Origin of the sequence: Sulfitobacter mediterraneus (assembly GCF_016801775.1) — a bacterium.
GTDB lineage: Bacteria > Pseudomonadota > Alphaproteobacteria > Rhodobacterales > Rhodobacteraceae > Sulfitobacter > Sulfitobacter mediterraneus_A.
Map to the genome: position 1 here is coordinate 754,113 of NZ_CP069004.1, position 24,200 is coordinate 778,312.

Below are 24,200 nucleotides of genomic sequence, written 5' to 3' on the forward strand. Positions count from 1 at the left end.
CACCTAAAATCCCAGTTTTCAGAACGCAAAATACCGTGTTTAGTATCGCCATATTTTGATTCAACGAGTGGGCTGTTCCATGGACATAGATTACGAAGCGTTTACGAACGCATTTAACCAATCCTTTGACTCATTTGGCACCATCGGCGCCTACAGCGGCGGTTTTTCCCCGCCGGGGTCGGTGGATGATATTCTGGGGATGAGCGTCGGGCAATATCTGGATCTGCTTGATGCCGCGCAAACGGCGCTGGAATCGATCAGCCCGTTCATCTTTCAGCAACTGCTGAACAATCCCAATGTGCAACTTCCCCCAGAGGCCCGCGCATTTATCGAAGCTTGGGCGCAGGGCGATTATTCTGGCATCACCGGTCCGCTGGATCAGGTTCGCGCCGCAATGGCCGATTTCCCGCGCGACATGTCCTTGCGCGATGCCATCGACAATCTGGACCCTTCGGGCGGCACAACCGATGAGATTGAGCAATTGTTCAATGCCGCGCAAGCGCGCGCGGCAGAGCTGCTTTGGGGCCAACAGGACGGGATCTTCAATTCGCCTATCTTTGACATTGACCCCGCCACCGGCATCTGGTCGGTCTTTGGCGATCCGGCCAACGGCTATGGCGGCAGCACGCTGGGCGAATTCTACAGCCTGCTGGGCGAGGCCGCCGGCAATGCGATCATGGCCTTCATCGGCTCCAACGACAGTGTGATCGGCGAACTGCTGGGGCAGGGCGCGAACAACGCGGCATTCAACGCCGCCACCAACGCGGCCGAAATTGCCACAGCGCAGGCCTTTGAGGCACTGCAGGGCATCGGCGCTTTGCTGACCGAACAGGCTGGCGGTGATGCGGAACAATTGCAAGAACAGGCCGCAGGTCAGGTGCAGGCCCTGATCGATGCGCTGGTCAATGCTTTGCCGGGGATTTCGGCCTCGCTCAACACTCTGATTCTCGGCTCGCGCAATTCCGATCCAAGCTTTGTCGTCAGTCTGGATGGCAATGTGGAGGGGTCGGAACATGGCGATTGGTTCTATCTGTCCAAGAACGCCGACAGCTTTGATGGCGGACTGGGCACCGATGTTCTGTTCGGGATGGAAGGCAATGACACGCTGACCGGCGGCGCGGACGAGGACGTCTTGTTTGGCGGCGCGGATGACGATCATCTGACGGGCGGCGCGGCCAATGACGGCATCAATGGCGGTGATGGCGAAGATACCGCCGGGTTCAGCGGCGCGATGGGGCGCTATACCCTGCAGATGTCCGCAGATGGCGGGATTGTCATCGAAGACCGGCAGGCAGACGGGGATGGCACCGACACGCTGACCGGTATCGAAACGCTATCCTTTTCCAGCGGTTGGTCCATCTTCGATCAGGGCAGTTTTGATCTGTCGATCGTACAGGGCATCACCGGTCTGGACCAGGCGCAGATCGATACCTTTATTGAGCTCTACATCGCATATTTCAACCGTGCGCCAGATGCGCTTGGCCTTTACTTCTGGGGCTCGGCCTTTGCCAATGGCACGTCTTTGGATGAAATGGCGGCGCTGTTTCTGGATCAGGATGAAACCCGCGCCACATATCCCGAAGATGCGACCAATCTGGACTTTGCCACGCAGGTCTATTCCAACGTGCTGGGCCGGACACCGGACCAGGCGGGCCTGGACTTCTGGGTGGGGCAGCTGGATCAGGGCAACGTGACGCGCGGCACTTTCATTCTGCGCGTGTTGGAAGGTGCCAAAAGCGATCCGCCAGTAGATGCAACGCAGGATTTTATAGACCTGCAACGCGGTGATCAGGCGTTCTTGCTGGATAAGACCGATATCGGCACCTATTTCGCGGTGATCAAAGGCATGTCAGATACCGCAGATGCCAGTGCCGCAATGGCCCTGTATTTGCGCGATGATACGGCATCCAAACAGGCCGCGGTGGACCGTGTCGATGTGGATTTTGCCGAAGCCATGGCGGCAGACAGCGGCGAGATGCTTTTGCAACTGGTCGGCGTGGCCGAAAACCCGTTTGAAGCGGATGGCGGCCTGTAATCGAAAAGGCCCGAACCGGACGAAAAAACACCCCCGGCAATCTGATTGCCGGGGGTGTTTCCCTTTTCGGGACTTCGGTTCTGAGTGCGGTGGTTGGCTCAAACCTGGCTGTCTTCTGTTATCCGCTCCGCCAATGCCGCCTTTCTTGCAAGGCTCTGTTCCAAGACCTCAAGGCGATCCAGAACTGTAGCCCGACGCCGGGTCAAATCATCCCGAAGCCGATCAATATTCGCAAGTTTTTGCTTCAACATCTCGACACCACCTTCGCAGGGACCAGAACCATCGTCGGACAGACATGCGCTCATCCCTCTGATCTCGCGCGTGGAAAACCCCGATGCGATGAGATCACGGATTCGCCCGGCGCGGCGCAGATCGGCCGCGTTGTAGTGGCGATAACCGTTGAGGGTACGATCCACCGTCAGCAGCCCTTCTTTTTCGTAATGGCGCAACATGCGGGGTGTGATCTCTAGCCTTTCGGCCGCTTCTTTCGCCTGCATTTCTGTCTCCTTGTCGGCAGCCCTGACAGATGTGGTGGGGTTGCATTGGTGGATCAAGTCGCAATGGGCAGATGATGTCACCTGCCCATCCGAAATCCTGGTTCAGGTTCGCAAGGTCCATCCGCCGTCGATGGTCAAGATCTGACCGGTGAGCCATTCATTATCCGAACCGCCCAGTCGCAGGATCCAAGGCACGATGTCACCGGGCACGCCCCGCCGTCCCAATGGGACCTGCGCCGCTTCTTGCGCTTCGATCTGCTGCGCCATCTCATCGGGCAACCCCATCATTCCCGTCAACGCACCGCTCTTAACCGGACCGGGGGCAATGGCATTGACGCGGATCCCATCCCCGGCAAGCTCCATCGCCCATGATTTGGTCAAATGCTCCAGCGCCGCTTTGGTTGCAGCGTAATGTGCCAGCATCGGTACGGCATTTCGGGTCACGGCGGTGCTGATGTTGACGATGGCCCCCTTGCTGTCTTTCAGGGCGGCGTGGGCTGCGGCGACAAGCTGGGACGGCGCGGTGATGTTCATCGTGGCCATTGTCGCGATAATGCCGGCGTCATAGCCCTCCATCGGCAGGGGCTGGCCGGCACCGGAATTGTTTACGATCAGGTCAATCCGCCCCCAGTTGTCCAGCGCCGCATCAACGATTTGTTTGCCGCTGCCCGCATCTGCGCTGTCTGCCTGCAGCGACCTGATCGCGGGCTGCGCGGACGTCACCTGCGCCAGACGATCTGCATTGCGCCCTGTGATCAAAACATGCGCCCCGCGTGCAACAAGCGCCAGCGCTGTCGCCTTGCCAATGCCAGAGCTGCCGCCGGTCACGATGGCAACCTTACCGTGCCAATCTCGCGTCTGTGTCATTTCTTGTGTTCTCCTGTCTGAAATGATGTCTCATCCATGATGAGGAGGCAGCCTTAGCGGTATGACACTAACGTCAGTGTCAAGCGCGGCTTTGGGGGCTGTGTCGTTTTTTTGGCATGGTCGTGCGCAGGCCGGTGGGCCAATCAGGTATTGCGATCTGCCCTCGTCGCCCAAAACATCTTGAATAAAATGCACCGCATTATTCGCCTGTCCAGCGGGCCGCTCTCCACCCTCTGTTGAGATTTGTTGGGCAGGGTCCGCCTGCCGCGCAAAGCGTTTGGTTTCGAAAAGGATCGTTTCGGGCCATCGCGACATGCTTGCCGGTCATCAACGGTGCAAAACGCGCCGGATGCATCATTGCTTAGGAGAATCCGCTATGATCAAAACGATTGATTTCAATGCTTTGGCCGCAGGAACGGCGGTTGCAGATGCCTATGCGGCGCAAGGGGTTCACATCTCGGCAACAGGCGGCGCGGGGCAGGCGCGGGTGATCGACACCGCGGCAGCCACTGGACAAGATGCCGATCTTGCCTCTGCAAAGCTTGGCGGCGCGTTGATCATTGCCGCACCCGATGATCCAGAGGACGAGACCGGCAGCGATGCCGCTGGCAGCCTGTTCTTTGATTTCGAAGGGCCGGTGCGGATCAAATCCCTGACCTTCAAAGACATCGAAGCGGTGCCCGGCAGCGCGACCCGGCTGATTTTTTATGATGCGGATGGGGAGGTCATGGAAAACCATTGGGTCGATCCAACCGAAGATGGAGGCGAGCGGCGTGTCGAACTTTCCGTGCCGGGCACCGCCCGTGTTGAGGTGGTTCTGCCCAAAGGAGGGGCGGTCGACAATCTGGTGTTCGAAGATAAAAACCCGCATCCCGTTAATCATGACCCCAATGCCAAAGATGACACCGCAGAACTGGACGAAGACGGCAGCATTGTCCTGCAAGTTTTGGACAATGATCTGGATGTTGACGGTGATGCACTCACCCTGACCGCGGCAAACAGTGAACAGGGTGAGGTCATCATCAACGACGACGGCACGGTGACCTTCACACCGGACCCCGATTTTTCCGGCGATGCACAAGTCAGCTATACCATCGAAGACGGGCATGGCGGGACGGATGATGGGTTGGTCGCGCTGACGGTAAATCCGGTCAACGATGCACCGGTGGCGCAGGATGATATGGCCAGCACGCCCTACGGCGAGGCAGTGGTCATCGACCTTCTGGCGAACGACACGGATGTCGATAACGCACCAGAATCGCTTGGCATAACCGATTTGACCAGCGAAGGCGGCAGCGTGACGGACAACGGCGATGGCACGGTCACCTTCACCCCCGATGACGGATTCACCGGCGAGGCGCTGATCACCTATGCAGTTGTCGATCCCGACGGGGCAAAGGACACGGGCGAGGCGGTGGTCGCAGTGGGCGACGGCAATGCACCCCCGGTGGCCGAGGAAGACAGCATCGAGACCGACGAGGACACGGCGGTGGTGATCGACGTTCTGGCAAATGACAGTGACCCCGATGGCGATCCCCTGACCTTGATTGAGGCAAGCAGCCCCGACGGCGGTGTCACGCTGCAAGACGGGCAGGTGCTGTTCACCCCAGCGGCGCATTTCCACGGCGAAACCACGGTGAGCTACAGCATTTCGGACGGCAAAGGCGGCACCGCAAGCAGCACGGTCAAGCTGGACGTCCTGCCTGTCAATGACGCGCCTAGCGCCGAGGAGGACAGCGCAGAAACCCCTTACGAAACGCCGATCCTTGGCCACCCGGTCTTGACCAATGACACGGATCCGGATGCGGAGGACACATTGACCCTCACAACCGCCCATAGCGAGGAAGGCACGGTTGAAATCAACCCGGACAATACGGTCAACTTCACACCCAATCCGGGGTTCAGCGGCGCGGCCACCGTTCTCTATACCGTCAGCGACCGCCCCGCGGATGATCCAGAGGCGGCAACAGATCAGGGGATGCTGACGATCACGGTGGCCCCTCCGAGCGCCAGTGACGGCTTTGTCGATGGGGGGGAAGGCTCTGAACTCATTGATGAAAATTACGTCGGTGATCCGGATGGAGATCTTGTCGATGGCGGGGATGCCCTGCTTTATGGCAGTGGACCGGATGACGACTTCATTCGTGCGGGCGCGGGTGACGACACAATTCTGGCCGGTGCGGGCGACGACGTAATCGAAGGCGGCGCGGGCGATGATCTGATCACCGATGGCGCAGGTCGGGAAACCGTGACAGGCGGTGCAGGCAATGATGTCATCGACACCTCTCGCGAAGGGGTGGCAGCGCCCGATCTGGGTTATCCCGCCGACGTGAGCGATGATCTGACCTTTGCGCCGGACACCGATCCCGAAGACGACCGCGACGCTGTTGATGGAGGGGCAGGCGACGATGTGATCCGCACGGGTGACGATCGGGACACCATCACCGGCGGCGCGGGCGCGGACTTGATCGACGGCGGTATCGACGACGATGTGATCAGCGGCGACAGCGAGGCAGACCTGATCATCGGCGGCGAAGGCAATGACAATATCTTTGGCGGCAGCGGCGATGACACGATCTATGCCGGGCTTGATCCGGCACTTGGTCTCGACGTGCTGAGCATCCCGGATGACCCCGACGATGAGCCCCCCTATGCCCCGGACCGAAACCCTTTCAATGGCCGCGATACGGTCAGCGGCGGCGACGGCAATGACGTAATCTATGGCGCAGATGATGATGATCTGCTGCTTGGCGGTGCAGGGGACGATCTGTTGGACGGGCAGATTGACGACGATCACCTCAGCGGCGGAACAGGCGCCGACACCTTGTTTGGGGGGCAGGGCCAAGACAGCCTTTTTGGTAATGAAGACAGCGACATACTGGACGGCGGCAGCGGCGATGACCTGCTGGATGGCGGCGGCGACGACGACATGTTGGCGGGCGGCGATGGCGATGATCTTCTGCTTGGTGCTATGGGGGATGACATCCTTATCGGCGGCGCGGGCAATGATACGATGTCGGGCGGCGAAGGCATGGATCTCTTCTCCGGCGTAACCGTTGGTGATGTGATCGACGGAGGCAGCGGGCCGGTGGATTTCGACACGTTGGATCTGCGTGGATCAACTGTTGAGGGCGGCCGGTTTGAGATCAACTATCTGACCGAGGATCAGCAATCAGGCGAGGTCCAGTATTTTGACGCCGATGGGATGGCAACAGGATCATTGCGGTTCGACGAGATCGAAGCGGTGGTGCCCTGTTTCACCCCCGGCACATTGATCGCAACGCCGCAGGGCCAGCGGCGGGTCGAGACATTGCAGGTGGGCGATTTCGTGATCACCCGCGACAACGGCTTGCAGCCGATCCGCTGGGTCGGGGAGCGGCGACTTTCGGGGGCCGAGCTGGCCCGCGATACCGATCTGAGGCCGGTTCTGATCAGGCAAGGGGCGCTTGGCAAGGGCATGCCGGAACGCGATTTGCTCGTTTCACCGAACCACAGGATTCTGATCGTCAGCGATCAAAGCGCGTTTTATTTCGAGGACCGCGAAGTGTTGGTCGCGGCCAAGCATCTGACCTGCCGGGCGGGGATTGATACAGTTGAGGCCAGTGATCTGACCTATGTCCATCTGATGTTCGACCACCATGAGGTGATCCTGTCTGATGGCGCCTGGAGCGAGAGCTTTCAACCCGGTGACAATTCCCTTGCCGGTGTCGAACAGGAGCAACGCAATGAAATATTTAGGCTGTTCCCCGAGTTGGCGACCCAGGAAGGTGTCATGGCCTATGGCGCGGCACGGCGGTCGTTGCGCAAACACGAGGCGCAGCTCCTGTGATCCTCAAGGCTGGCTCCGTGGACTTGTTTTCGGGCGCTAGCCACGCGCCCGTCGCCATGCGGCCCAGTCTTCGGGCGTGTCGAGATCGGCACGGGCACGAGCGCCTTTCAGCGGAACCAGCTCGACCCGGCCTTCGGCTTTTGCCACCACCTCGCGCCCGCCGCTGTCGCCATGGAGCGTGGCAAATGCATCAAACAAACTGTTGTGAAAAATGATGGGATGGCCCGCTCCACCTTGAGCCGTTGCGCCGCGCCAGATCTGGGTGCCGCTGGTCAAATCCACCGCCGCGGCGACCTGGCAAAGGTCCGATACTTCCAAATCTGGCAAATCGCCGAGCAACACCATGGCGCAGGGGGCATTCCTGGGGAGCGCGGCAAAGCTGTGGCGCAGGCTGGCGTTCATTCCGGTGTCGGCGTCGGGCACTGACAACAGGGTTACATCCAGACCATCAAGCGCCTGATAACGTGGATGCGGACGCGGGGGCAGCGCAACCATGACAGCGCCGGTCGTGGCGGATCGGGCCGTCTTGACCTGCCTTCGGATCAGCGGCGCACCGTCCACATCCTCCAGCAGCTTGTCACGGCCCTGCATGCGGCGGGATTGCCCCGCCGCAAGCACGATTATGGGAAAGTCGAACACAGCGGTCATCCGGGCAGTCTAGGCCCGGACAACAGGGTTGTCAGCCGCGCATCCGCGCCCCTTCGGGATCAAACAGCGGTGTTGTGATCAACTTGGCCGGACGCATCTTGCCCAGAATTTCGATCTCGACTGCCAGGCCTTCCTCCGCGCGTTCTGTTGGCACAAAGCCCATGGCGATGGATTTCTGCGCATGGTGCGAATAGCCGCCCGAGGTGCAGAACCCAACCACAGCGCCGTCCAGCCAGATCGGCTCATAGCCATGCACATCCGCGTCATCCGCATCGACCTCAAAGGCCATCAACTTGCGGGCAGGGGGCGTGGCCCGTTCTGCTTCGGCGGCTGCGCGGCCAATGAAATCGGTGTTCTTTTTGAAGCTGATAAAGCGGTCCAGCCCGGTTTCGGCAGCAGTGTAATCGGGCGAGAACTCCGACAACCACGAGCCAAAGAACTTGTCCAGACGCAGGGACATCATCGCACGCATACCAAAGGGCACCATGCCGTGATCCTGACCCGCGCCCCAAAGCGCGTTCCACAACGCACGTTGGTCCATCGGATCACAGTAGATCTCAAAGCCCAGATCACCTGTGTAGCTGACCCGCTGCACGATACAGGCGACCTGACCAATGGTCATTTCCCACACATCGAGGAACTTCATGGTCGAGACATCAGTGCGCGTGCAGGCCTGCAGCACATCGCGGGCCTTGGGGCCAGCAATCTGGAAGCCGTTGCGGCGATCAGAGATCTTTTCGACCTCAACGCCATCCTCAAGATGGCTCAGGAACCAGCGATGGTGATAGGCCTGCGAGCCATAGGAGGCCGTAAGCTGGAACAGGTCTTCTGCCAGACAGGAAATGGTGAAATCACCAAACAACTTGCCCTTTTCTGACAGCATTGGCGTCAGGGACAAACGGCCCTTTTGCGGAACGCGGCCCGCCATGATCCGGTCCAGCCATGCACGCGCCTTTGGTCCTTTGATCAGGAACTTACCAAAGTTCTGCACCTCGTTGATGCCCACTGCGTTGCGCACGCCAGCCACTTCACGGGCGGTTGCGTCAAAGGCGTCCGAGCGGCGGAAGCTGGGGGTTTCATAGGTTGGCTCGTCGCCTTGGGCGAAGTAGTTTGGCACTTCAAGGCCAAACTGTTGGCCCCAGACTGCGCCCATTTCCGTAAAGATGTCATACATCGGCGTGGTCCGGTGTGGACGCGCGGCGGGCAGCTCTTCGTTTGGATAGGCAACAGAAAAGCGTTTTTGATAGTTCTCGATGACCTTGGGAAGGGTGTAGCCCGGCGTGATCCAATCGCCAAAACGCGCCACGTCCATCGCCATAACGTCGCGCTCCGGCTCGCCTTCGACCATCCATTGCGCCAGCATCAGGCCAACGCCGCCGCCTTGGCTGAACCCGGCCATAACGCCGCAAGCAGACCAATAGTTGCGCATGCCCGGCACCGGACCCACCAGCGGGTTGCCATCCGGAGCAAAGGTGAACGGCCCGTGAATAACGTTCTTGACGCCCGCTTTCTCCAGATCGGGGAAGCGTTTGTAGGCAAAGGCGATGCTGTCTTCGATCTTGTCGAAATCGTCTGGCAACAGATCCTGACCAAAGCTCCAGGAGGTGCCATCAACGGCCCATGGGCGGCAGGTTTGCTCATAAAATCCGATACACAGACCTTTGCCCTCTTGCCGCAGATAGCTTTCGCCAGCCGGGTCCATCACATGCGGATGCTCTTTGCCGTCGGCCATCATTTCGGCGATCAGAGGCACTTCTTCTGTGACAAGGTATTGGTGCTCCATCGGATGCAGCGGGAAATAGACCCCGGCCATCGCGCCAACCTCACGCGCCCAAAGGCCACCGGCGTTGACCACATGTTCGGCATGAATGGTGCCTTTGTCAGTGACCACATCCCAGGTGCCATCGGGGCGCTGGTTGGTCTCTTGGACCATGCAATGTGTCTCAATCGTCGCGCCGCCCATCCGGGCTGCCTTGGCATAGGCGTGGGTGGTGCCGGAGGGGTCGAGGTGCCCGTCAAGGGGATCGTAAAGCCCGCCAATAATCCCCTCGACAGAGGTCACAGGTGCGATTTTCTTGATCTCTTCGGGTGTGACAATCTCTGTCTCCAGGCCCATGAAGCGGTGTTTGGCCCGCTCCGCCAAAAGCATGTCAAACCGGTCCTGATTGTCGGCCAGTGTCACGCCGCCCACATGGTGCAACCCGCAGGACATGCCGGTAAGCTCTTCCAGCTCCTTGTAAAGGCGAATCGTATAGCCTTGCAGCGCAGCCATATTGGTATCGCCGTTCAAGGTGTGAAAGCCGCCCGCGGCATGCCAGGTCGAACCCGAGGTCAGCTCGGAACGCTCCAGCAGCATCACATCGGACCAGCCGAGTTTTGTCAGGTGATACAAAACCGATGCGCCGACGACGCCGCCACCAATAATTACGACACGGGTTGAGGTCTTCATATAATTCTCCATTCAATTTGGTCGGAGGTTGCACAGGGCGACCGACCGATTCATGTGGGTTCCCGACAAAACATGTCGATTTTGCCGCATGAATTGAGGCGTTGATATGTGTTGTTGCCGGGATCGACTGCTGTCGGTTACCCGGCCTGCAGACCAAAGACCCCCAAACAATGCCGGAAACTTTCCATTTGGCGACAGGCCATGTCGGGTTCCGGCAATCTGAGTGAATGTGCAAGGGTCAAGTTCTGAGGCAGTGAAACCAATTGGAAAGCAAAATCATGCGCACCCAGGCCCAAGCTGTCGTTATCGGAGGCGGCGTTATCGGCTGTTCTATTCTGTACCACCTGACCAAATTGGGGTGGACAGATGTTGTCCTGCTGGAGCGGGACGAATTGACCTCAGGATCCACCTGGCACGCGGCGGCCAATATTCACGGATTGCATGACAACAACAACATCACCCGTATCCAGAACTATACGATGGACCTGTACAATGCGCTTGAAGCCGAAACCGGTCAAAGCTGCGGTGTGTTCCAGCCCGGATCGCTGTATCTGGCCCAGACCGAAGCCCGCGAGCATCAGTTGCGATTGCAAGCGGCCAAGGCCAAGTACTACGGGTTGAACTTTCACGAGGTCAGCCGCGCCGAAGCCGAGGCGCTGCATCCGCTGGTCAATTACGACGGCATCCGCTGCATCATGTTTGAACCCTCGGGCGGCAACGTGGACCCGTCAGGCGTGACAAACGCCTATGCGGTGGGTGCACGGCAAAACGGTGCCGAGATCATCCGCTTTTGCCCTGTCACCGGGACGGAGCAACAGCCTGACGGCACATGGATCGTGCGCACGGAAAAGGGCGATATCAAAACCCAATGGGTGGTGAATGCCGCTGGCCTTTGGGGGCGCGAGGTTGCGGCGTTGGCGGGGATCAAACTGCCGCTGCAACCCACAGAGCACCAATATTTCGTCACCGAAACCATTGCCGAGATTGACGCGCTCGACCGGCGCTTGCCTTCTGTCGCGGACCGCGATGGCGAATATTATCTGCGCCAGGAGGGCAAGGGGCTGCTGGTCGGGGCTTACGAAAAAGACATGCGGTTCTGGGCCGAGGATGGCACGCCGCAAGGCTTTGGTCATGAATTGTTTGCCGACGATCTGGAACGGATCGAGGACAACATGATGCGGGCGATCGACCGTGTGCCTGCTGTGGGCGAGGCGGGCATCAAACGGGTGATCAACGGGCCGATGATCTGGTCGCCGGACAGCAATGTGCTGTTTGGTCCGGTGCCGGAATTGTCGAATTACTTCTGCTGCAACGGCATCATTCCCGGCTTTTCCCAATCGGGCGGCATGGGTTTGCTGGCCGCCGATTGGATTGTCACCGGCGAAAGCCGCTATGACATGTTCGCATGGGATGTGGCGCGGTTTGGCGATTGGGCCGATGCGGCCTTTACCAAGGCGCGGGTGGGCGACCAATACGCCAACCGCTTCAAAATTCACTTCCCGAATGAGGAACGCAGCGCCGGACGCCCGATGCGCAAACGCCCCGCTTATGACACGCAGCGCGAAATGGGGGCGGTCTTTGGCCTCAACTATGGCTGGGAACATCCGCTGTATTACGGATTCCCCGTTGGTGCGGAGGACGAGACCGAAGGCTTCACCCGTCAGGGTTGGTGGGATCAGGTTGGCCGCGAATGCAAGATGCTGCGGGACAAGGCCGGGATCATCGACATCTCCAACTTTGCCAAATACGTCTGCAAGGGACCGGGGGCGGAGGACTGGCTGAATGCCGTCTTTGCCAACAACATGCCACGGGCGGTGGGCCGGTCCTGCCTGACGCCGTTGATTGGCGTGCGCGGTGGCATCGCTGGAGATTTCACAGTGACCCGCATCGCAGAAGAGGAATTCTGGATCATCGGGTCTGGCATGGCCGAACGCTATCACGCGCGGTTCTTCAAAGAGGTGCCGCTTCCCGAAGGCACCACGTTCGAAAGCAAGACCGAGGCGGTTTGCGGTTTCAATGTCGCGGGTCCAAAATCACGCGAATTGCTGGGGCGGTTGACCAATACCTCGCTTGCCACCGCAGATTCCCCGTTTATGCGGTCCAAATGGATCGAATTGGCCGGCATTCGCGTTCTGGCCTTGCGGGTGTCCTTCACCGGCGATCTCGGCTGGGAGCTGCATTGCGCCGTTGAGGATCAGGCACAGCTTTTTGCAGCACTGATCGAAGCGGGCGCAGATTTTGGCGCAGGGCCCGTGGGCAGCCGCGCATTGATGTCGCTGCGGGTCGAGAAAGGCTACGGGTCCTGGAGCCGCGAATATTCACCCGAATACTGGCCGCAAGAGGTCGGGCTGGACCGGCTTTGCAAGATGGACAAGGTGTTCCTGAACAAGGCGGCCGTGGCGGAGACCTTGGCCAAATCCCCGCGCGAACATCTGGTCATTCTCGCCTTGGATACCGATGCGACAACGGCTTCTAACGCGGATGCCACAGGGGGCGAGCCGATTTTCAAGGATGGCAAAGGCATCGGGCGCGTCACCTCGGGCGCCTATGGCTATACCGTTGGCCAATCACTGGCCTTGGGTTTTGTCAAAGACGCAGGGCCGGGGGATGAGGTCGAAGTGATGGTTCTGGGCCAGCCGCACAAGGCGGTGATCCTGGCCGAACCGCCGTTTGATCCCAAGGGAGAAAAGCTGCGCGCCTGACGGGGCGCAGTGTCTGGATGAAAGCGCCGGGGGTTTTGCACCCCCGGACCCCCGCAGAGTATTTTGGGCCAAAAAGGGCAGGGTTTCCGCTAGAGAGGGCGGATCTTCAACTGCGCGATGCGGTTGCCGTCCTTGGCCATCACTTCGAACCGGAAGCCATGGAAGCTGAAAACCTGACCGGGGGTCGGGATCATCTGCGCCTCGTGGATCACCAGACCGGCAACGGTGTTGGCCTCATCATCGGGCAGGGACCAATCGGTAGCGCGGTTCAGATCGCGGATCGTCATCGCGCCATCGACGTAATGATGACCGTCCTCCGCCGGGGTCACGTGATGATCGGCATCGGGGTCAAATTCATCGGTAATCTCGCCCACGATTTCCTCAAGGATGTCTTCCAGCGTGATCAGACCTTGCAGCGACCCGTATTCATCCACCACCAGCGCAAAATGGGTGCGGCGGCGCAGGAACTGGCGCATCTGTTCATCAAGGGTCGAGGTCTCGGGCACGAAATAGGGTTTCATGGCCACGCTGACCACGTTGAAGTTCTTCAGTTCCGCCGCTTCGCCATCGGGGCCACCGATCAGCTTGTACATCGCCCTCAGCAGATCTTTGGCATGCACCACGCCGATGATGTTTTCAGGGTCATCGCGATAGACCGGCAGGCGGGTGTGGTTGGACTGCAGACATTGTTCAAGAATATCAGAGGGCTCTGCCTGGGCATCGATCATCTCAATGCCGGAACGGTGCAGCATGATTTCCTCCACCACCCGTTCACGCAGATCAAGGGCGCCCAAAATCCGGTCGCGGTCCTCTTTTTCCACCACCCCTTCGGAATGGCCCAGCTGCAATGCGCCAGCGATTTCTTCGCGCACCGCGAGGATGTTGCTGTCGGGATCAATGGTCACGCCAAAAATCCGGAGAACGGCACGGACAAACAGGCGTACGGCGCTGACCACCGGGGCAAAGACCAGCACCACCAGCGCGATCGGGCGCGAGACCAGCGCGGCGGCGCGTTCGGCATTGGTAATTGCATAGGTTTTTGGCAGCACCTCCGCAAAGATCAGCACCAAAAGGGTCATCACCAGCGTCGCCAGCGCCACACCGGATTCGCCAAAAAGCCGGGTGAACATCGCCGTGGCAAGAGAGGCGGCAAGGATGTTCACAAGGTTGTTGCCCAGCAGGACCGAGCCGATCAGACGTTCGTTGTCTTCGGTGATCTTGAGCGCCCGCGTTGCCCCGCGCGAGCCCTTGTCAGCCTGCGCACGCAATTTCCCCCGCGAGGCCGCGGTCAGGGCCGTCTCGGAGCCGGAGAAGAAGCCGGAGAGGACAAGCAGAAACAAGATGATGCTGCTGCTGATCCAAAAAGCGCCATCAAGAATAGGTGCGCTGGGTTCCATGGGTGTTGTTATCCGTTTGTTTCATTGTAGCAGTGGTTATGGGCATCATGGGCATGTCATTCAAGGGTGTGCAGGAAGGACAGACGTAATGCGGCATGTTGATTTGGGTGTTTTGGATGATCCGGTCCTGTTGTTTGGCGGCCCCTATTCAAATGCACAGGCCTTGGGCGCGCTCTTTGCTGCGTCTCAAGATCGCAGGATTGCCCCGCATCAGATGATCTGTACCGGTGACGTTGTGGCCTATTGCGGCGCGCCGCAGCGGACCACAGCGATGATCCGGGCGATGAGATGTGCCGTGGTGGCGGGCAACTGCGAGATCCAGTTGGGCAGCGACGCGGCAGATTGCGGTTGCGGCTTTGACGATGGCACCGTCTGTGACGTGTTGAGCGCCCGGTGGTACGGATTTGCCGCCCAAGCGCTGAGCGATGGGGACAAAATGTGGATGGCGGCGCGGCCAGATGTGATCAGCTTTCACCATCAAGGCAGCCGTTACGGGGTGATTCACGGCGGTGTTCAGGATGTGGCACGCTTTATCTGGGAGACCTCGCCAGAGAGTGTTTTCGCAGAGGAATGGGACGCATTGGAACGCCGGATCGGGCCGGTGGATCACATCATCGCGGGCCATTGCGGGCTGCCGTTTCTGAAGACCACGCCAAGGGGCCGGTGGATCAACGCCGGTGTGATCGGCATGCCGCCCCATGACGGGCGGCAACAAACGCGGTTTGCCCTGCTCGATGGCGGCGAGGTGCAGTTTCACCGGCTCAGCTATGATGTGGAAGCTGCACAGGCCGATATGACAGCCGCAGGGCTGCCAGAGGACTACAAGACCGCACTGCGCACCGGTTATTGGCCGTCCGAGGATGTCTTGCCTGCCGGTTTACGCTTTGGTGCATCGGCCAGGGGGTGATGATCCAGCACCAGCTCTGACAACCGTTCTTGCAAAACATGGGTGTAAATCTCGGTTGTGGCCACATCGGCATGGCCAAGCATCGTCTGGATTGCCCGCAGATCGGCGCCATGGGCCAACAGATGCGTGGCAAAGGCGTGGCGCAGGGTATGGGGCGTGACCTTGGATGGATCGACGCCGCCCGCAACGGCAAATTCCTTGATCAACAGATAGAACCGATGCCGCGTCAGATGGCCCGATGCACCGCGCGAAGGGAACAAGAATCGCGACACGGGCTTGCGCAATTTTTCAGCCGCTGCATCCTGTGCGTCACGCTCGATCAGCCATTCGGACAACGCCTCACGCGACGGAGGTGACAACGGAACCATACGTTCCTTGCCTCCTTTGCCCATGATCAGCAGCAGCCGCGGATCACCGCGCGTGGCGCTCACAGGCAGGCTGACCAGCTCGCTTACCCGCATGCCGGTGGCATAAAGCAGTTCCATCAGGCAGGTGTTGCGGATCTGGTCGGATTTGCTGCGCCCGGAATTGCGGGCGGCGTCCAAGAGGGCATCCACTTCGGTCTCGCTCAGGATCTTGGGCAGGCGTTTGTCCTGGCCCGGACCGGCGATCTGGATCGCGGGGTTGTCACTGCGCAGCCCTTCTTCAAAGGCAAAGCGGTAAAGTTGTTTGATCGCGGACAAGCGGCGTGCACGGGTGGATTTGGCCAACCCCTGCGCGTCGCAATGCACCAGATAATCCTCCACATCCGCACGGGCCGCATCCTGAAAATCGCGGCTGCGGCGGGCCAGAAACAGATCAAAATCCTTCAGATCACGGCCATAGGCCAGTTGCGTGTTGGTCGCGGCGCCCAGTTCAGCGGCCTGTGCCTCAAGAAAAGATGAAATCCAATGAAACGTGGCGGTTTGCATGCATCAGGGCTCCAGCAACAGCACTTGCAAGGCCGAACGGCGTGCCGTGTCTTCAAGGCCAAGCGCCCGCAGTGTTGCCAGCGCATCGCGCAAAGCTGCGGCATCGCCGTTTGCGCCCTGTTGCAGCAGGCCCAGCAGTACAAGAATGCTTTCCCCCAACCGATCCTGTGCCACGTTCGCAATCAGGTCGGAGCGGGGGGTGGCCTCTGAAAAGGCATCATAAATGGCACCTGCAAGCGGCGCATCGGGCCGCCGGTCTGGCACTTCGCCCTTGGCGATCAGATCAACAAAACCGCCATCCGGCGCGGCGGCGCTTTCATACTTGGGCGACAGCAACATGATTTTCTTTGCGATACCGGCTGCCGTCCCATCCAGATCAAATTCCGCCAGTTTTTCGTGAAACAGGCTTGCAAATGTCACTTCCAATCCGGCGCTGCCCATGGCCGACCAGACCGCAGGAAGGGTTTTGGCGACCGCTTCGGCACTGCCAGTGGACAGGGCTGTTTCGAACCGCTGCAGGGCCGCCACGCGATCCCAAATGCCGCCCGACGCAGCGGGGGAGCGATCCGTATAGAGGCCCAGCAGACGGTTGTCCGGCAATGCGCCTGCGCGGGTCAGCCGCTCCGCCGCTTCCAACTGGGCCTTCCATCCGGCCAGATCACGCAGATCAGCAACGGCAAAGGCGCGGGGCAGGTTTCGCGTTGGTTGCGGCTCCCCGATCGCTTCGAAAAGCCGGAAGCTCAGCGGATCCATCTGGCGCGGCGCGGGCAGGGCGGCCGCCTCTTCAAAAGCATCGGGATGCAAAAACCTGTCAGCAAGTTCCAGCTTCTCGGCGCTCATCAATCCCAAGGCCTGCGCCGACCCAAAGGTCAGCGATGCATTGTCCCATTTCTGTTCTCGTGCTGCGCAGAAAATGCGGGTGCCATAGTCTCGGGTCAAATGCGCCGACCGCGACAGCATGTTGCACGCGCGATCTTCTGTGCCGCTGAGCAAGCTGATCTGCATCCACAGATCAAAATGCGCCGCACTGGTTGTCACATTGGCCTGTTCGATCAAGGAAAGCGCCGGATCCAGGGCGCCCTCTTTCAGAAGTTTTTCAACCCGCAAAAGCGCCAAGGCATCCCCCGCTGCGCTGCCGCCCTTGGGGGCTTGCGCCTCTGCCAAGAGGACGGTGAAAAGCAGCGATTGCGCCGCCGGCAGGCGCAAGTCAGGCAATGTTTCGATCAATGTTTTCAATCGGGTCGCGTCACTGCCCGCCCAAAGGCCAGGCGGCAGTCCGGTGATTGCGGACGGCACCAGACCAATTTCGCGGGGTGCCCCATCGCCAAGCGGGACAACCGACACCTCCGGCACGCTGCCGGTTTTGGCCACTGGAACCTCGTCGATGATCAGGCTGCGTGGCTGTGATCCGGGAACAGTGGCCGATTGTGTGCCAAGCCAGTCAATGACTGAAAGCGGCGCGGCGGGCACCGTCTCTTGTGACGCCAAGGGCAGGGCGGCCAAAACACCAACGGCTGCTGCGGTGAGGCGCAAGATTAAAAAATGGCTGCGAAGCGGCATCAGATCATTCCGCGATCAATGTGACCGGAACATGGGTTTCGACCTGCGCGGGGTTGAAATCAGCACCAAAAAACGGCCCGATATAGGCATAGCCGATCAACCCAATACACCCGATGATCAGGAGATATATCAGCAGTTTGATCAATTTGCCCATGATTTGCCCGTTTGTTTTTTGCTTTGTTCCTCAATCTATATATGGCCTTTTGGCCAAGATCACGTCATTCAGATGAAAATGAGCAAAATTGAGCAAACCATGGCCGATGACCACGCGTCAGCCCCGCGTTACCACCTGAAAAAGACCGCTGTGATGGTGGGTATGATGGGTGCGGGCAAGACGGCGGTGGGGCGGGCCCTGGCGTCCAAACTGGATGTGCCTTTTCTGGACAGCGACGCAGAGATCGAACGCGCGGCCAATCTGACCGTACCCGAAATATTTGAACGTGACGGCGAGGCGTTTTTCCGCAAACGCGAGGCCGAAGTGATTTCCCGCTTGCTCGACAGTGAACGCGGCATCCTCTCCACGGGTGGCGGCGCGTTCCTGGCCGAGCAGAACCGGTCCAACATTTCGGCGCGGGGCGTTTCGGTTTGGTTGAATGCGGACATCGAGTTGCTTTGGAACAGGGTACGGCACAAGGACACGCGGCCCTTGCTCCGCACGGCCGATCCCAGAGCCACGCTCACTTCGCTGTTTAACGCGCGGGTTCCGATCTATCAAAAGGCCGATTTGTCAGTGGCTTGCATGCCGAACCTCACCATAGAGCAAATGGCGGAGCGGGTGATTGATGTCTTGCTGACGCGGCCAGATGTGCTGGAGAAAACAGATGCTTGAAACCGTTCATGTTGACCTGCCCGGACGTGCCTATGATGTGCATATCGGGCCCGGTTTGCTGCAAGAAGCCGGCACGCGGATTGCGCCCCTTGGCGGCCGCAAGAAGGTTTGTGTTGTCACTGACCGCAACGTTGCGGCGCTGCACCTTGAAACCTTGCGCAATGGTTTGAGTGCGGCAGACATTGATATGGAGGTGCTGGAGCTGCCACCGGGAGAGGCGACCAAATCCTGGCCCTATTTGACGCAAACCGTCGAATGGCTTCTCGACCAGAAAGTGGAACGCGGCGACATCGTGATCGCGTTTGGTGGCGGCGTTATCGGCGATTTGGTTGGCTTTGCCGCCGCGATCCTGCGGCGCGGCGTGCGGTTTGTCCAAATCCCTACCTCGCTGCTGGCGCAAGTCGACAGCTCCGTCGGCGGCAAAACCGGCATCAACGCACCGCAGGGCAAGAACCTGATCGGCGCGTTTCATCAACCGTCCCTGGTGCTGGCCGATACCGCGGTTCTGGGGACGATGAACGCGCGGGACTTTCTCGCCGGTTATGGCGAGGTGGTCAAATACGGGCTCTTGGGTGCCGCTGATTTTTTTGACTGGTTGGAAGTGCAAGGGCCAGCATTGGCCGCAGGTGATATGACCGCTCGCGTGGAGGCGGTGCGCAGGTCCGTTCAGATGAAGGCTGACATTGTGATCCGCGATGAGACCGAACAGGGCGACCGGGCCTTGTTGAACCTGGGCCACACCTTTGGTCACGCTTTGGAAGCGGCAACGGGGTATTCGGATCGGTTATTGCATGGCGAAGGCGTGTCTATTGGCTGCGCTTTGGCGTTTGAGCTGTCGGCCCGCATTGGCCTTTGCGCTCAAGAAGACCCCAGCCGCGTGCGCGCCCATCTCAAGGCGATGGGAATGAAAACAGATTTGTCTGACATCGAGGGTGAATTGCCGGATGCGCAAGGGTTGATAGATCTGATGGGTCAGGACAAAAAGGTGGTCAAAGGCCAGCTGAACTTTATCCTCGCCCACAGCATCGGTACGGCTTTTGTCACCTCTGACGTGCCTTTACATGTTGTATCAGAAACCTTGTCTGACGCTTTGGCAGCGCGGCGCTAAGCTGCTTGATCACGACGCAATCTGCTGCGGTTGCGGTGGATTGACGGGACGCTGACCAATGTTGAATTCTGATATTTTCTGAAACAATCCATGGGCTTGACCACGCAATGCATGGCTGGCCGCGGTGGTTTCCTCGAACATTGCGGCGTTTCGCTGTGTCACAGAATCCAGCTTGGCGACAGATGCGTTGATCTCTTGCAGAACCGCGGCTTGATCCGCCGATGAGGTGGACAGGGTGGCAACAAGCTCTGCAACTTCGGCCACCGCCGCGACGATGGCCTTTAGGGACGTTCCTGTACGCCCCACCAACGCAACGCCGTTGTCGACCTGTGACCGGCTTGCCGAAATCAGCGATGTAATCTCCTGCGCCGCATTGGCCGATTGCAATGCCAGCGCCCGCACTTCCGATGCAACCACGGCAAAGCCCCGTCCGGCTTCACCTGCGCGGGCGGCTTCCACGCCTGCGTTCAGGGCCAACAGGTTGGTTTGGAAGGCAATATTGTCAATGACGCTGATGATATTTGTAATTTCGGAGGAGGATTTGGCGATCCCGTGCATGGCCGTTTCGGTATCATCGACCACTCCTTCGCTTTGCATCGCCATTTGATGTGCGTTTTCAACCAATTGTGCGGCACGCCGGGTGCTGTCTGCTGCGGTTCTGACCGAGCCGGTGATCTCATCCAACGCGGCGGCGGTTTCCTCCAGCGTTGCGGCCTGGGTTTCAGTGCGCTGCGCCAGATCGTCGGCAGCGCTGGTGATTTCGCTGGTCTCGCTGTCGATGTTGCTGGCATTGGCGCCAACGGTCTCTATGACAGTGAGCAGGGTTGAGATTGCAAGGTTAAAATCATCGCGCAAGGCGCTGTATTCCTGAGGAAATGCTTTGTCGATTTGAGTGGTCAGATCTTTTTGAGAGACCCGGTGCAAGGCGACACGCAGCGTGTCCACAACCTGCTCCTGTGCCTGCGTCATGGCACGATGTTGGGCTTTGTGGGCCTGTTGAGACAGATGCGTTTCTGTGATGTCGCGCCCGATCAGGATCATGCCCTTGGACAAGCCGGTGTGATCGGCCATCGGCGTGAGGCTGCCATCCAGATATTTCGGGCCACCGGCAGTCGAAATCTCGAAAACACCAAACAGCGGCTCTTCTGCTTCGAGGATCTGGTCAAATGCGCTTGAGGAACCGGGCAGGGTGATGATCTGATCTACCTGCGTCCCTTCGAGAGATGCGCCGTTGGTCTGCAGCAACTCCGAGAAGGTATCATTTGCGGACACGATGATGCCTGTCGCCGAAATCTCCAGCTGCGCGTTGGCCTGATCCAGAGACGCCATGATGACGGCATTGCGCAGATCGCCTGTTTGATCCTTCCATTCAACCACATGACCAATCGGATCACCGTCCTTGTTGTGGACGGCGGCAATGGCCAGACCCAGGATCAGCCGCCCGGCGCGGAAATAGCGTTGGATCGGCGCGTCCATCGCCGAGCGAGACATCGCAGGTTTCAGATCAGAAAGCGGATGCAATTGATGGAAATCCGTGCCGGTGACGGCCTTTGGGTCGAACGTTGCCCTGATCTGGCGAAGCTCTGCCGCTGCATCTGAAAACAAGCGATCCAATGCATGGTTGGTCCAGACCACCTGGCCATCTGTCCCGATCAGCATCATGGCCGAAGATGACGCGGCAAATCCGGCACCCTTGTAGGCAGCTTCTTCTTGCAGCCGGCCGGCGGCGATCAGGGACATCCGAAACCCTTCCAAGGCATTGGCAATGCCGCCAATTTCATCTTTGCGCGTGATGTGCGGCACCTCCAGATCATAATGCGCCGCGGCGACCTCACGCATGGCACGATCAACCGCACGGAGCGGGTTTGAGATTGAGCGCGCAAAGATTGCGGCAAAGAGTAATCCCACCCCAATGATCAAAGCGCCGATCAAGGCAAAGATGTTCCGCAAACGCACGGTTGGCGCGAGGATCTCCTCCATGGATTGCGTAATTGCCAAAGTCCAATTCGTGCCCAGGAAGGGCAGGGGGACGCGATGGATCGCGGCTGGATCACCGGTCAGGCCAACTTCGGCCGTGCTGTGATGTGACCCTTCGCCGGGACTGGAACGAAAGGAGGTGGTCAAAATGTCGGTTTGCTCCGTCTGGATGGAATCGCTGCGCAGAACGTTGTCGTCTCCGACAATGAACGCATCACCGGACCTGCCCAGTCCGACAACGCCGCGGGTCACTTCGTTAATCCGGTCCACCGGCATCTGAAAGGCCAGAACCCCCAACTGTTTGCCATCACGGGAAAAAATCGGACGCGCAAGAAAGGCGGCAGGTGCATCGGCGCTGGGTCCATAGGGGCTGAAATCAACAAAAGCCGGCGCGGCATCCGGTGCAAGTCTTGTAGCCGCGCGGTAGGCCTGTCCCAGGCCGCTGTCTTTCCATTTGCCGCTTAGCAGATTGGTGGCAAAATCGCTTTCCTTGAAAACCGAATAGACCAATGTTCCCTTGGTATCGAACAGAAAAATATCGTAATATCCAAGCTTCTTCTGGAGGGCGTGAAAGAACGGATGATATCGTTCATGCGCCTGATCATAGGCGGTGTTTTGGCCGCTGTTATAAAGCTGGTCCTTTTTGCCCTCAGGGTGCGGATTATCTTTGATATAGGCTTTGCTCAGGGCCGGTCCGGCATTGTTCAAAGCCTCGTAACCCTCAGAAAGTGCTTTTAAGGCATCATGGACATGCGGATTTCCAGCCTCCAGCGTAATATGGGTGGCGATGGCGTTTAGATATCCGATGACGGACCTGTTCATCCCCTGAGCGACTGCATGAAGCGTATGTTCGGCCTGTTTTATGGCTGCGGCCCGCGCCATTTGAAAGGACACCGCGCCCATCGCCAGAACGGCGAGCACGATCATCAGGGCGGTTATGACAGGTAGCTTCAGCCGGATCGGCATATTCTTGAATTGGGAAAACAAGTCTGGCCCCTCGATGGAATAATGGGGCGGAGTATCCGAGCGCTTCCTGAAGTTTCCCTTAAGCCTCGCCAAAAAAAACGGCCCGAAAATCGGACCGTTTCTGCGTTTGTCTTTCGCTGATCAGAACGGGATTTCGTCGTCCAGATCGCGGGAACCGCCGCCGCCGCCACCCGACGGGCCACTGTCGTAACCGCCGCCGCCATTGCCGCTGTCATAACCGCCGCCGCCGTAATCGCCGCCACCGGAACCGCCGCCATAGCCGCCACCACCGCCGCCGGAGCCACCATCGCGGCCATCCAGCATGGTCAGCGTGCCACCATAGCCTTGCAGCACAACTTCGGTGCTATACCGGTCATTGCCCGACTGATCCTGCCATTTTCGGGTTTGCAGCTGTCCCTCAATGTAAACTTTGGAGCCTTTCTTGAGGTATTGTTCGGCAATCCGCACAAGACCTTCTTGAAAGATGGCCACAGAATGCCATTCCGTTTTCTCTTTGCGTTCACCGGTGTTGCGGTCTTTCCATGTCTCGGAGGTGGCGATGCGCAGATTGCAAACCTTGCCGCCATTTTGAAACGACCGTACCTCGGGATCACGCCCCAGATTGCCGATAAGGATCACTTTGTTAACTGAACCGGCCATATTGCCCCCTGATCTATCAATTCATTCCCGTGCTGCGAATCCGCGCCGCCCCGGTTTAAGCCGTTATATCGGGGTGAGCTTGGCTGAACCATGGTTAACAAACGGTTTCATGGCAATTCTCTGCCACCGCAGGGAAACTTGGGCTGGCACGAAGGTCAGGTTTTGATATAGTTCGCCCAATCAACGTTGGGGGCGTCGGGCAGGATGCGCAATTCAAAAAAATCACTGACCTGGGCAGTGGCTGTTGCCATGGCTTTGGCTGGGGCACCGGCCAGCGCGGATATTTTCTCAAGCAAAAGCCGCAGCGGATTGTTCAAGTCCCAGAAAAAGATCCTCGATAATCGGGCATCCAAGCAGTATTCGGCCTCTGTGCGGCTCAAACCGCCAACTGTCATCACCCCGACGAAATGGGGCAACACGCCGAAATACAAAGGCAAATACAAAGGCGTTTACTTGCAGGTCGCAAAAGACGCCGCAGCCCGCCACGGCGTGCCGGTGGATCTGTTCCTGCGATTGGTGCAGCAAGAAAGCGGTTGGAACCCCAACGCTAAGTCCCACAAAGGCGCGATGGGACTGGCACAGTTGATGCCCGGCACAGCCCGCAAGCTGCGGGTCGATCCCACGGATCCGGCCCAGAACCTCGAAGGTGGGGCACGTTACCTCAAACAACAATTCAAACGGTTTGGCACATGGCGGCTTGCGCTGGCAGCCTATAACGCCGGTCCGGGCGCGGTGAAGAAGTATGGCGGCGTGCCGCCCTACAAGGAAACGCGCAACTATGTCCGGATTATTGCGGGGAGCTGACCCCTTCCTGTTTTCGTTTTCGAACAACGCCTTACTGCATGGGTCGGCGTGTTT

At 59.0% G+C, this 24,200-nt stretch carries 17 protein-coding genes; 7 read left to right on the top strand and 10 right to left on the bottom strand.

From position 1 onward, the window contains the following. Positions 1-79 precede the first annotated feature (79 nt). On the top strand, positions 80-2,035 hold the full coding sequence (locus tag JNX03_RS03665; protein ID WP_203211091.1) for a DUF4214 domain-containing protein: 1,956 nt from the start codon (positions 80-82) through the stop codon (positions 2,033-2,035). A 98-nt stretch (positions 2,036-2,133) separates the two neighbouring features. Here JNX03_RS03665 and JNX03_RS03670 read toward each other — a convergent pair whose 3' ends face one another. After that, positions 2,134-2,532, bottom strand: a complete 399-nt coding sequence (locus JNX03_RS03670; protein WP_203211092.1) for a MerR family transcriptional regulator — start codon at positions 2,530-2,532, stop codon at positions 2,134-2,136. A 102-nt stretch (positions 2,533-2,634) separates the two neighbouring features. Then, complete coding sequence (locus JNX03_RS03675; protein WP_203211093.1) at positions 2,635-3,399, bottom strand: SDR family NAD(P)-dependent oxidoreductase; 765 nt, start codon at positions 3,397-3,399, stop codon at positions 2,635-2,637. A gap of 376 nt (positions 3,400-3,775) precedes the next feature. On the opposite strand from JNX03_RS03675, the gene JNX03_RS03680 reads away from it, so the two are divergent. Continuing rightward, positions 3,776-7,228 carry an Ig-like domain-containing protein gene (locus tag JNX03_RS03680; protein WP_203211094.1) on the top strand — a complete coding sequence of 1,151 codons (3,453 nt, stop codon included), beginning with the start codon at positions 3,776-3,778 and terminating at the stop codon, positions 7,226-7,228. Positions 7,229-7,264: 36 nt separating this feature from the next. On the opposite strand, the gene JNX03_RS03685 is transcribed toward JNX03_RS03680, so the two are convergent. Beyond that, positions 7,265-7,876: a nucleotidyltransferase family protein gene (locus JNX03_RS03685; RefSeq protein WP_203211095.1), complete on the bottom strand. Its 612-nt coding sequence runs from the start codon at positions 7,874-7,876 to the stop codon at positions 7,265-7,267. Between the two features lie 31 nt (positions 7,877-7,907). Continuing rightward, on the bottom strand, positions 7,908-10,325 hold the full coding sequence (locus tag JNX03_RS03690) for a GcvT family protein (protein WP_203211096.1): 2,418 nt from the start codon (positions 10,323-10,325) through the stop codon (positions 7,908-7,910). 278 nt (positions 10,326-10,603) lie between these two features. On the opposite strand from JNX03_RS03690, the gene JNX03_RS03695 reads away from it, so the two are divergent. Beyond that, complete coding sequence (locus JNX03_RS03695) at positions 10,604-13,027, top strand: GcvT family protein (RefSeq protein WP_203211097.1); 2,424 nt, start codon at positions 10,604-10,606, stop codon at positions 13,025-13,027. A gap of 89 nt (positions 13,028-13,116) precedes the next feature. On the opposite strand, the gene JNX03_RS03700 is transcribed toward JNX03_RS03695, so the two are convergent. Further along, the gene (locus tag JNX03_RS03700) at positions 13,117-14,424 is read right to left on the bottom strand and encodes an HlyC/CorC family transporter (RefSeq protein ID WP_203211098.1); all 1,308 of its coding nucleotides are present in this window, start codon (positions 14,422-14,424) and stop codon (positions 13,117-13,119) included. Positions 14,425-14,512: 88 nt separating this feature from the next. Between JNX03_RS03700 and JNX03_RS03705 the strand changes: the two genes are divergently transcribed. Next, the gene (locus tag JNX03_RS03705; RefSeq protein WP_203211099.1) at positions 14,513-15,331 is read left to right on the top strand and encodes a metallophosphoesterase family protein; all 819 of its coding nucleotides are present in this window, start codon (positions 14,513-14,515) and stop codon (positions 15,329-15,331) included. On the opposite strand, the gene JNX03_RS03710 is transcribed toward JNX03_RS03705, so the two are convergent. The 3 genes from JNX03_RS03710 to JNX03_RS03720 are packed head-to-tail and all read right to left on the bottom strand — an operon-like array spanning position 15,268 to position 17,956. Beyond that, positions 15,268-16,242 carry a site-specific tyrosine recombinase XerD gene (locus JNX03_RS03710; protein ID WP_203211100.1) on the bottom strand — a complete coding sequence of 325 codons (975 nt, stop codon included), beginning with the start codon at positions 16,240-16,242 and terminating at the stop codon, positions 15,268-15,270. The genes JNX03_RS03705 and JNX03_RS03710 overlap by 64 nt on opposite strands. Before the next feature lie 3 nt (positions 16,243-16,245). Further along, a complete protein-coding gene (locus JNX03_RS03715) occupies positions 16,246-17,802 on the bottom strand; it encodes a hypothetical protein (protein WP_231024133.1) in 1,557 nt (518 codons plus the stop codon). Between the two features lie 4 nt (positions 17,803-17,806). Next, a complete protein-coding gene (locus JNX03_RS03720) occupies positions 17,807-17,956 on the bottom strand; it encodes a hypothetical protein (RefSeq protein ID WP_203211101.1) in 150 nt (49 codons plus the stop codon). 78 nt (positions 17,957-18,034) lie between these two features. Here JNX03_RS03720 and JNX03_RS03725 point away from each other — a divergent pair, with 78 nt between their 5' ends. Both JNX03_RS03725 and aroB read left to right on the top strand, forming a co-directional pair. Then, a complete protein-coding gene (locus JNX03_RS03725) occupies positions 18,035-18,631 on the top strand; it encodes a shikimate kinase (protein ID WP_203211102.1) in 597 nt (198 codons plus the stop codon). After that, a complete protein-coding gene (gene aroB, locus JNX03_RS03730) occupies positions 18,624-19,739 on the top strand; it encodes a 3-dehydroquinate synthase (RefSeq protein ID WP_203211103.1) in 1,116 nt (371 codons plus the stop codon). Before JNX03_RS03725 ends, aroB begins: the two co-directional genes overlap by 8 nt. 9 nt (positions 19,740-19,748) lie before the next feature. Here aroB and JNX03_RS03735 read toward each other — a convergent pair whose 3' ends face one another. Then, positions 19,749-22,703 carry a methyl-accepting chemotaxis protein gene (locus JNX03_RS03735; protein ID WP_203211104.1) on the bottom strand — a complete coding sequence of 985 codons (2,955 nt, stop codon included), beginning with the start codon at positions 22,701-22,703 and terminating at the stop codon, positions 19,749-19,751. A 120-nt stretch (positions 22,704-22,823) separates the two neighbouring features. After that, on the bottom strand, positions 22,824-23,342 hold the full coding sequence (locus tag JNX03_RS03740) for a single-stranded DNA-binding protein (protein WP_203211105.1): 519 nt from the start codon (positions 23,340-23,342) through the stop codon (positions 22,824-22,826). A 204-nt stretch (positions 23,343-23,546) separates the two neighbouring features. Between JNX03_RS03740 and JNX03_RS03745 the strand changes: the two genes are divergently transcribed. Continuing rightward, a complete protein-coding gene (locus JNX03_RS03745) occupies positions 23,547-24,146 on the top strand; it encodes a lytic transglycosylase domain-containing protein (protein ID WP_203211106.1) in 600 nt (199 codons plus the stop codon). Positions 24,147-24,200: the final 54 nt, after the last annotated feature.